General features: G+C 63.4%; 17 protein-coding genes. All 17 read right to left on the bottom strand.

The window, feature by feature from the left end; translation table 11 throughout:
- Positions 1-108 precede the first annotated feature (108 nt).
- Complete coding sequence (locus QX071_RS29420; protein ID WP_315705658.1) at positions 109-1053, bottom strand: adenylate kinase; 945 nt, start codon at positions 1051-1053, stop codon at positions 109-111.
- Positions 1054-1136: 83 nt separating this feature from the next.
- Positions 1137-2471 (bottom strand): preprotein translocase subunit SecY, encoded by a 1335-nt coding sequence (gene secY / locus QX071_RS29425; RefSeq protein WP_315705657.1) that lies wholly within the window; start codon positions 2469-2471, stop codon positions 1137-1139.
- A gap of 182 nt (positions 2472-2653) precedes the next feature.
- Positions 2654-3142 (bottom strand): 50S ribosomal protein L15, encoded by a 489-nt coding sequence (gene rplO, locus QX071_RS29430; RefSeq protein WP_315727913.1) that lies wholly within the window; start codon positions 3140-3142, stop codon positions 2654-2656.
- 16 nt (positions 3143-3158) lie between these two features.
- Positions 3159-3350 (bottom strand): 50S ribosomal protein L30, encoded by a 192-nt coding sequence (gene rpmD, locus QX071_RS29435; protein WP_315705655.1) that lies wholly within the window; start codon positions 3348-3350, stop codon positions 3159-3161.
- 44 nt (positions 3351-3394) lie between these two features.
- Complete coding sequence (gene rpsE / locus QX071_RS29440) at positions 3395-3970, bottom strand: 30S ribosomal protein S5 (RefSeq protein ID WP_315705654.1); 576 nt, start codon at positions 3968-3970, stop codon at positions 3395-3397.
- A gap of 53 nt (positions 3971-4023) precedes the next feature.
- A complete protein-coding gene (gene rplR / locus QX071_RS29445) occupies positions 4024-4386 on the bottom strand; it encodes a 50S ribosomal protein L18 (RefSeq protein WP_315705653.1) in 363 nt (120 codons plus the stop codon).
- Between the two features lie 11 nt (positions 4387-4397).
- Complete coding sequence (gene rplF / locus QX071_RS29450; RefSeq protein ID WP_315705652.1) at positions 4398-4931, bottom strand: 50S ribosomal protein L6; 534 nt, start codon at positions 4929-4931, stop codon at positions 4398-4400.
- Positions 4932-4944: 13 nt separating this feature from the next.
- Positions 4945-5343 (bottom strand): 30S ribosomal protein S8, encoded by a 399-nt coding sequence (rpsH, locus tag QX071_RS29455; protein WP_315705651.1) that lies wholly within the window; start codon positions 5341-5343, stop codon positions 4945-4947.
- A gap of 12 nt (positions 5344-5355) precedes the next feature.
- On the bottom strand, positions 5356-5661 hold the full coding sequence (rpsN, locus tag QX071_RS29460) for a 30S ribosomal protein S14 (RefSeq protein ID WP_315705650.1): 306 nt from the start codon (positions 5659-5661) through the stop codon (positions 5356-5358).
- A 46-nt stretch (positions 5662-5707) separates the two neighbouring features.
- Positions 5708-6265 (bottom strand): 50S ribosomal protein L5, encoded by a 558-nt coding sequence (rplE, locus tag QX071_RS29465; RefSeq protein ID WP_315705649.1) that lies wholly within the window; start codon positions 6263-6265, stop codon positions 5708-5710.
- Entirely contained in the window at positions 6258-6572 is a 315-nt protein-coding gene (gene rplX, locus QX071_RS29470; RefSeq protein WP_315705648.1) for a 50S ribosomal protein L24, read from the bottom strand. The genes rplE and rplX overlap by 8 nt, the downstream gene beginning before the upstream one ends.
- A complete protein-coding gene (gene rplN / locus QX071_RS29475; RefSeq protein ID WP_006611848.1) occupies positions 6572-6940 on the bottom strand; it encodes a 50S ribosomal protein L14 in 369 nt (122 codons plus the stop codon). Before rplN ends, rplX begins: the two co-directional genes overlap by 1 nt.
- A 93-nt stretch (positions 6941-7033) precedes the next feature.
- Complete coding sequence (gene rpsQ, locus QX071_RS29480) at positions 7034-7282, bottom strand: 30S ribosomal protein S17 (protein WP_315705647.1); 249 nt, start codon at positions 7280-7282, stop codon at positions 7034-7036.
- A 12-nt stretch (positions 7283-7294) separates the two neighbouring features.
- Complete coding sequence (gene rpmC / locus QX071_RS29485) at positions 7295-7501, bottom strand: 50S ribosomal protein L29 (RefSeq protein WP_315705646.1); 207 nt, start codon at positions 7499-7501, stop codon at positions 7295-7297.
- Positions 7502-7506: 5 nt separating this feature from the next.
- Positions 7507-7920, bottom strand: coding sequence for a 50S ribosomal protein L16 (rplP, locus tag QX071_RS29490; RefSeq protein WP_315705645.1), 414 nt, complete (start codon positions 7918-7920; stop codon positions 7507-7509).
- 39 nt (positions 7921-7959) lie between these two features.
- Entirely contained in the window at positions 7960-8667 is a 708-nt protein-coding gene (gene rpsC, locus QX071_RS29495; protein ID WP_315705644.1) for a 30S ribosomal protein S3, read from the bottom strand.
- Positions 8668-8685: 18 nt separating this feature from the next.
- Positions 8686-9066 (bottom strand): 50S ribosomal protein L22, encoded by a 381-nt coding sequence (rplV, locus tag QX071_RS29500; RefSeq protein ID WP_315705643.1) that lies wholly within the window; start codon positions 9064-9066, stop codon positions 8686-8688.
- Positions 9067-9076 lie beyond the last annotated feature (10 nt).

A 9076-nucleotide genomic window follows, 5' to 3' on the forward strand; every position in this document is an offset into this window, starting at 1 on the left:
CGAACAAGACGCCCACCCCTCGATTCGTGGGGCCCGGCATCTTTTTGAAAACTATCCGACTTGGATGCGGGCTTATTAATGGATTCATACGCCTGTCGTCAACCGCCCCTAGGCTCTTGACTTCGCTTTTCGCTGCTTTTTTGCAGCCTTTCCAGCGGTCTTACGCGCTCCCTTGGACGCCTTGCTGGCCGCAGCGACGGCGTGCTTGGCCCCCTTCTTGGCGGCCTTTTTCGCCGATTTTCCAGCCTTTTTGGCTTTCGAGGCTGCTTTGGCAGCCTTTTTGGGGGCCGCCTTTGCCGCTTTCTTGGCAACGCCAGCCTTTGCCGCCTTCTTTGCCCCTGCCTTGGCGGTGGTCTTGGCAGCCGCTTTGGCCGTCGTCTTGGCAGCTTTTTTGCCAGCCTTCTTCCCAGCCTTGGGGCCTCGTTTGGCGGCGCTGGCCTTCTTGGCGGCGCGGCTGGTGCCACTGGCGCCGACGGCAGCCAGGATCCGGCTGATTTCCTCCGTCACCTCTTCGACCGACATCATGCCGTCGACCGTGGCGAGCCTGCGATGATCGGAATAGTAATGAACGAGGGGTTCGGTCTGCTCGCGATAGCTCGCCAGCCGCTTGGTCAGCACCTCCGGCGTGTCGTCCGCGCGCACGGCCTCGCCACGCGCCCGGGTTTCCGCGGCCCGCCGCTCCACGCGCTCCAACAGTACGCCCTCATTGACCTTTAGCTCGATCACGGCATCGAGGTTCATCTGCTTCTTCTTGAGCAGCACGTCGAGCGCCTCGGCCTGCGGCACCGTCCGCGGGAAGCCGTCCAGGATGAAGCCGTTGGCAGCATCCGGCTGCTCGATCCGGTCGGCGATGATGCCGACCACGACCTCGTCCGGCACCAAGCCGCCGGCAGCCATGATGTCCTTGGCCTTCAGCCCGATCGGGGTCTGGGCCGCTACCGCGGCGCGGAGCATGTCGCCGGTCGACAGCTGGACGATGCCGTAGCGCTGCACCAAGCGCTGCGCCTGCGTTCCCTTGCCCGATCCCGGCGGTCCCAGAAGAATCAGTCTCATCTCTATTCGCCCCCCGGCACATGGTGAGCGAAGTGACCGCGCACCTTGTTCTTGGCTGTTGGTTTTCCGGGCGCGACCAGCCGCTAGCCGCGGCGCCGCCCCCGCAATTTCGACTTCCTGATCAGGCCCTCATATTGATGGGCCAGCAGATACCCCTGAATCTGCGCCACGGTATCCATCGTCACGCTGACCACGATCAGAAGCGAGGTGCCGCCAAAGTAGAACGGCACGGAAGCGTAGGAAATCAGAATTTCCGGAATCAAACAAACAATTGCCAGATAGATGGCGCCGATGACGGTGATCCGGGACAGCACGTAGTCGATATATTCTGCGGTCCGTTCGCCCGGCCGGATGCCCGGGATGAAGCCGCCATGCTTCTTCAGATTGTCGGCCGTCTCGGTCGGGTTGAACACGATCGCGGTGTAGAAGAAGGCGAAGAACAGGATCAGCGCCAGGTACAGGATCAGGAACAGCGGCCGGCCGTGACCGAGCTGGGTGGTGATCCACTGGAACCACTCCGGTCCCTTGCCCGCGTTGAAGTTGGCGACCGTGGTCGGCAGCAAGAGCAGCGACGAGGCGAAGATCGGCGGAATCACGCCCGAGGTGTTGAGCTTCAGCGGCAGATGCGAAGACTGCCCCTCGAACATCTTATTTCCGACCTGGCGCTTCGGGTACTGGATCAGGAGCCGGCGCTGGGCCCGCTCCATGAAGACGATGAAGGCGATCACGGCGACCGCCATGATGATCACCAGCAGGATCACGCCGGTGGACATGGCGCCCTGACGGCCGAGTTCCAGCATGTTGGCGAGCGCCGACGGCAGCTCGGCCACGATACCAGACAGGATGATCAGCGAAATGCCGTTGCCGATGCCGCGCGAGGTGATCTGCTCGCCCAGCCACATCAGGAACATGGTGCCGCCGGTGAGCGTAATCGCGGTCGACAGCCGGAAGAACAGGCCGGGATCGCTGACGACGTTGCCGGCGCCTTCCAGGCCGACTGCAATGCCGTAGGACTGCACGGCGGCAAGAATCACGGTGAGGTAGCGCGTGTACTGATTCAGCGTCTTGCGGCCCGCCTCGCCTTCCTTCTTCAGGGCTTCCAGCTGCGGCGAGACGGTCGTCAGGAGCTGAATGATGATCGATGCCGAGATATACGGCATGATGTTCAGCGCGAAGATCGCCATGCGGTGAATGCCGCCGCCGGCGAACATGTTGAACATGCCGAGAATGCCGCCGGCCTGGGTACGGAACACCGAATCCCAGATCGCGGGATCAATGCCCGGCAGCGGAATGTAGGTCCCAAGACGATAAACGAGCAGCGCGCCAAGGGTAAACCAGATGCGCTTCTTCAGCTCCTCGTTCTTGGCAAAATCGCCAAGATTGATGTTTGCCGCCAGTTGTTCCGCTGCTGAGACCATCTTTGGCTTTCTCCCGCCGCCCTTCTTGGCCGCCGATTTTGGCCGCATATCCCGCGATGGGCTCGCGGGACGAGTGCTTCGTTTCCGAAGGCGAGCGCCGGATATATTTGGTGCGCGGGTTTAATCTGTCTATCGCCCTGCCCCGCGCCGTTGACGCTTAAGGCAGAGCGATGACGCAGATGTTACGCCGCCTCGCCGCCTTCGACGGGCGCGGGCGCCAGGATCTTCACGGTGCCGCCAGCCTTCTCAACGGCCGCGATCGCCGACTTCGAGGCGCCGTGCACCTCGATATTGACCTTGGCCTTGAGCTCGCCACGGCCAAGCAGCCGCACGCCGTCCTTGGCGCGGCGCAGCGCACCGGACTTCACCAGCGCCTCGGCGTTGATCACGCTGCCGGCGTCAAGCTTCTTGGCATCGATCGCCTGCTGAATGCGGTCGAGATTGATCTCGACGAAATCGAGCCGGAAGATGTTGTTGAAGCCACGCTTCGGCAGACGGCGATGCATCGGCATCTGGCCGCCTTCGAAGCCCTTGATGCGCACGCCCGAACGCGCGGTCTGGCCCTTGCCGCCGCGGCCCGAGGTCTTGCCCTTGCCCGACCCGATGCCACGGCCGACCCGCATGCGCTGCTTGCGCGAGCCGGGATTGTCGGCGATCTCGCTGAGCTTCATCGCCCTTCTCCTTAAATTACTTCTCGTCGACGACGCGGACGAGATGTTGAACCTTGGTGATCATGCCACGAACCTCCGGCGAATCCGGCAGCTCGGCGACCCGGCCAATCTTATTGAGCTTCAACCCGATCAGCGTCGAACGCTGCGAGTGGTGGCGGCGGATCGGGCTGCCGATCTGCTCGACCTTGATCGTCTTGGCGCTAGCCATCGTTTTAACTCCAAGATGCGCTGCGAGCCCCGCAGCGCGAATGATTAGTCGGCCGCGGCCTCGGCATCGCCGCCGACGCGGCGAGCCTGCAGGGTCGACACCTTGATGTTGCGGCGCGCCGCCACCGAGCGCGGCGAGTCCTGGTGCTTCAGCGCGTTGAAGGTCGCCCGCACCATGTTGTACGGATTCGACGAGCCGATCGACTTCGCAACCACGTCCTGGATGCCGAGCGTCTCGAACACCGCGCGCATCGGGCCGCCGGCGATGATGCCGGTACCGGCCGGAGCGGCACGCAGGTAGACGCGGCCGGCGCCGTGGCGGCCGAAGATGTCGTGGTGCAGCGTGCGGCCCTCGCGGAGCGCCACCCGGGTCAGGTTGCGCTTCGCCGAGTCAGTCGCCTTGCGGATCGCCTCCGGCACCTCACGGGCCTTGCCATGGCCGAACCCGACCCGGCCCTTCTGGTCGCCGATCACGACGAGCGCGGCAAAGCCAAAGCGCTTACCACCCTTCACGACCTTCGCGACACGATTGATGTGGACGAGCTTGTCGACGAACTCGCTGTCGCGCTCCTCGCGCTCCCTGCTCCGTTCGCGGCCGCCGCGTTCGCGTTCACCTGCCATGGTGCTATCCAATCTCTAAGGAGGCCCTGAGCCTCTTGATCTATCCGAATAAGTTAGAAGCTCAGCCCGCTCTCGCGCGCCGCATCCGCCAATGCCTTGACGCGGCCGTGATAGAGATAGCTGCCGCGATCGAACACAACTTCCTTGATGCCCGCCTGCACCGCCCGCTCGGCGAGCAGCTTGCCCACCGCCTTGGCGGCATCGATATTGGCGCCGGTGTTGCTGGAAGAACGCATCTCTTTCTCCATCGACGAGGCAGAGGCGAGCGTCTCGCCCTTCTGGTCGTCAATGACCTGCGCATAGATGTGCTTCGACGAACGGAACACCGACAGACGCGGCCGACCGTTCGCGGAGCGGCGCAACGCCAGCCTGACGCGCTGCTTGCGCCGGGCATTCGTAACCTTGGCTCTCGACATGACCGGCTCCGTTACTTCTTCTTGCCTTCCTTGCGGAAGATGAATTCGTTCGCGTACTTCACGCCCTTGCCCTTATAGGGCTCCGGCGGACGATAGGCACGGATCTCGGCCGCGACCTGCCCGACCCGCTGGGAGTCGATGCCCGTGACCGTGATCTCGGTCGGCTTCGGCACGGTGATCGTGATCCCTTCCGGGATCTGATAGACCACGTCGTGGCTGTAGCCGAGCGCGAGCTGCAGGTTCTTGCCCTGCATCGCGGCGCGATAGCCGACGCCGGTGATCTCGAGCTTCTTCTCGAAACCCTTGGTGACGCCTTCGACCAGGTTGGCGATCTGGGCGCGCGCGGTGCCGTAAAGCGAACGCGCACGCTTGGTCTCGGCGCGCGGAGCGACCTTGACCTGGCCGCCCTCGAACTTCACCTCGACATCGTCATGGACGATGAACTGAAGCTGGCCTTTCGGCCCCTTCATCTTGACGGTCTGGCCATCGACGGAGGCCGTCACACCGGACGGCACCGCCACAGGCTTCTTGCCAATACGTGACATTGCTCAATCCTTCTTAGAACACCGTGAAGAGAACTTCACCGCCGACATTCGCGTCCCGCGCGTCATGATCGGCCATGATTCCCTTCGGGGTCGACAACACTGAAATTCCGAGCCCGTTGTTCACGCGCGGCAAATTCTTCACCGAGGTGTAGACGCGCCGGCCGGGCTTCGAAACCCGCTCGATCTCGCGGATCACGGGCTCGCCGTCGAAATATTTCAGCTCGATCTCGATCTCGCTGCGGCCCGACGAATGCTCCACCGTGGCATAGCCGCGAATGTAGCCTTCCGACTTCAGGACCTCGAGCACGCTGGCGCGCATCTTCGAACCCGGGGTCGAGACCTTCGACTTCGAGCGCATCTGCGCGTTGCGGATGCGGGTGATCAGATCGCTGATGGGATCGTGCGTTGACATGAGCGATCCTCCTTACCAGCTCGACTTCACGAGGCCCGGAATCAGGCCCTTCGAGCCGAGCTCGCGCAGCGCGATGCGGCTCAGCTTGTTCTTGCGATAGTTCGAGCGCGGACGCCCGGTCAGCTCGCAGCGGTTGCGGATGCGCGTCGCCGACGAATTGCGCGGCATTTCGGCGAGCTTCAGGGTGGCGGCGAACCGCTCCTCCATCGGCTTTTCCTTGTCGGCGATGATCGCCTTCAACCGCGCGCGCTTCGGGGCGGCGTTCTTCGCCATCCGCTTGCGCCGGTTGTTCTTCTCGATTGAACTCTTCTTTGCCATGCTTGGCTCCTAGGTATCCGCGTTTGAGAGGCTCGAAGTCAGCGTCTCACTGCCGGAACGGGAAATTGAATGCGGTCAGAAGGGCACGCGCCTCTTCGTCGTTGCTCGCCGTGGTGCACACCGTGATGTCCATGCCCCAGCTCTCCCCCGCCTTGTCGAAGTCGATTTCGGGGAAAATGATGTGCTCCTTGATGCCGAGCGAGTAGTTGCCGCGGCCATCGAAGCTCTTCGGGTTCAGGCCGCGGAAGTCGCGGACGCGCGGCAGCGCGACGTTGATCAGGCGGTCGATGAACTCGTACATGCGCGCCTTCCGCAAGGTGACCTTGCAGCCGATCGGCTGGTTCTCGCGCAGCTTGAAGGTCGCGATCGCGTTGCGGGAATAGGTCACAACCGCCTTCTGGCCGGCGATCAGCGACAGGTCGGCCGCCGCCGTCTCCGCCTTCTTGCGGTCGTTCACAGCCTCGCCGACACCCATGTTCAGCACGACCTTCTCGAGCCGCGGCACCTGCATGACGTTGGCGTAGCCGAACTTCTCGGTCAGCTGGCTCTTGATCTTGCGGTCATATTCCGCGCGCAGGCGCGGCACGTAAGCGGTCTCAGCCATCGATCTCTGCTCCCGAGCTCTTGGCGACGCGAACCTTCTTGCCGTCTGCCAGAACCTTGAATCCGACGCGGGTCGGCTTCCCATCCTTGCCGACATACGCGATGTTGGACAGGTGGATCGGCGCTTCCTTGGAGATGATGCCGCCCTCCTGATTGTGGGTCTGCTTCTGGTGGCGCTTCACCATGTTGATGCCGCGCACCAATGCGGTGCTCTCGTCGGGACGCACCTCGAACACCTCGCCGGTGCGACCCTTGTCGCGGCCGGTCAGCACGATCACCTTGTCGCCCTTGCGGATCTTGGCAGCCATCACAGCACCTCCGGCGCAAGCGAAATGATCTTCATGTGGTTCTTGGCGCGCAGCTCGCGCGGCACCGGCCCGAAGATACGGGTGCCGACCGGCTCCGACTGGTTGTTGATCAGAACGGCCGCGTTGCGGTCGAAGCGGATCACCGAGCCGTCGGCGCGGCGGATGTCCTTGCGGACGCGCACCACGACGGCCTTCATGACGTCGCCCTTCTTCACCTTGCCGCGCGGAATGGCTTCCTTGATCGACACCACGATGATGTCGCCCACGGTGGCGTAGCGGCGCTTGGAACCGCCCAGCACCTTGATACACATGACACGGCGTGCGCCAGAATTGTCGGCCACGTCGAGGTTGGTCTGCATCTGAATCATTGATGCACCTCGTCCTCTTTATATGCTCGCGCGAGACAGTCGCGCCTTGATTGCTCCCGAAAGCGAAACCGGCCCCGAAAGGGCCCGCTCGCCTCAGGCGGTTTTCTTGTGTTCGCCCCGGATCACGGTCCAGCGCTTCAACTTCGAGACCGGCCGGCTCTCTTCGATCCAGACCGTGTCGCCCGGCTTGAACTCGTTGTTCTCGTCATGGGCGTGGTAGTTCTTCGAGCGGCGGATCGTCTTCTTGTAGATCGGGTGGGTGAAGCGCCGGTCGACGCGCACTACCACGGTCTTGGCCTGCTTGTCGCTGACGACAACGCCCTGGAGGGTCCGTTTCGGCATGTGTCGAGCCTCTTACTTCGTCTTGGCGCGCTGCTGCGCGGCGATGGTCTTGATGCGGGCGATGTCGCGGCGCGCCTCACGCAGCCGCGAGGTGTTTTCCAGCTGCCCGGTGGCGCGCTGGAAACGCAGGTTGAAGCGCTCCTTCTTCAGGTTGAGGATCGCGTCCTCCATCTGATCGGGGCTCATCGCGCGAATATCGGAAACTTTCATCTCGGCCATGACCGTTACTCCGCAATGCGCTCGACGAAGCGCGTCTTGATCGGCAGCTTGGCGGCCGCCAGCGTCAGCGCCTCGCGCGCGATCTGGTTGCTCACGCCGTCGATCTCGAACATCACGCGGCCCGGCTTCACCCGCGCCACCCACAATTCCGGCGAGCCCTTGCCGGAGCCCATGCGGACTTCGGCCGGCTTCTTCGACACCGGAACGTCCGGGAATATGCGGATCCAGACGCGGCCGGCGCGCTTCATGTGACGGGTCAGCGCACGACGGGCGGCTTCGATCTGGCGCGCGGTGACGCGCTCCGGCTCCATGGCCTTCAGCCCGAACTGGCCGAAGGCCAGCGTCGCGCCCGAGGACGCAACGCCGTGGATACGGCCCTTATGCGCCTTTCGGAACTTGGTTTTCTTTGGTTGCATCATGGCTGTTAGCCCTCAAACCTGTGTTCTCGCGGCGATCGATCAGGCCGCGTCGCGGCGGGAGCGCTGCGAGCCGCCACCGTCGCCTTCTGCCATCCGCTTGTCCTGCGCCATCGGATCGTGCTCGAGGATCTCGCCCTTGAAGATCCAGACCTTCACGCCACAGGTGCCGAACGTGGTGAATGCGGTCGCCGTGCCGTAGTCGATATCGGCGCGCAACGTGTGCAGCGGCACCCGTCCCTCGCGATACCACTCCATGCGGGCGATTTCCGCGCCGCCCAGACGGCCCGAGCAGTTGATACGGATGCCTTCGGCACCCAGACGCATTGCCGACTGCACCGCCCGCTTCATGGCGCGGCGGAACGCGACGCGGCGCTCGAGCTGCTGCGCGATCGATTCCGCAACCAGGGTCGCATCGAGCTCGGGCTTGCGGATCTCGACAATGTTAATGACGACGTCCGACGAGGTGATGTCGGCGACGCGCTTGCGCAGCTTGTCGATGTCGGCGCCCTTCTTGCCGATCACGACACCCGGACGCGCCGAGTGGATGGTGACGCGGCACTTCTTGTGCGGACGCTCGATGACGATGCGCGCGACGGCCGCCTGCTTGAGCTCCTTGTGCAGGATCTCGCGGATCTTGACGTCCTCATGCAGCAACTTGCCGTATTCGGCCTTGCCCGCGAACCAGCGCGAATCCCAGGTCCGGTTGATGCCGAGACGCAAGCCGATCGGATTGATCTTTTGACCCATCGTATTCTCCCAGCGCCTTTACGCGCTCGCCTCGACCTGACGAACGACGATCGTCAGCTGCGAAAATGGTTTGAAAATCCGGCCCGAGCGGCCACGGCCGCGCGGCGAAAACCGCTTCATGACGATGCCGTTGCCGACGAAGGCCTCCGACACGACGAGGGCGTCGACGTCGAGGTCATGGTTGTTCTCGGCATTGGCGATCGCCGATTCCAGGCACTTCTTGACGTCGACCGCGATCCGCTTGCGCGAGAACTGCAGGTCGGCGAGCGCAGAAGAGGCCTTCCGGCCGCGGATCATCTGGGCGACCAGGTTGAGCTTCTGCGGGCTCACCCGCAACATCCTGGCGACCGCCTTGGCCTCGTTGTCCGGGAGGCTCCGTTCGCGCTTTGGTTTGCTCATCGCTTAATCC

This window comes from Bradyrhizobium sp. SZCCHNS1022, from assembly GCF_032484835.1.
In the GTDB taxonomy this organism is placed as follows: domain Bacteria; phylum Pseudomonadota; class Alphaproteobacteria; order Rhizobiales; family Xanthobacteraceae; genus Bradyrhizobium.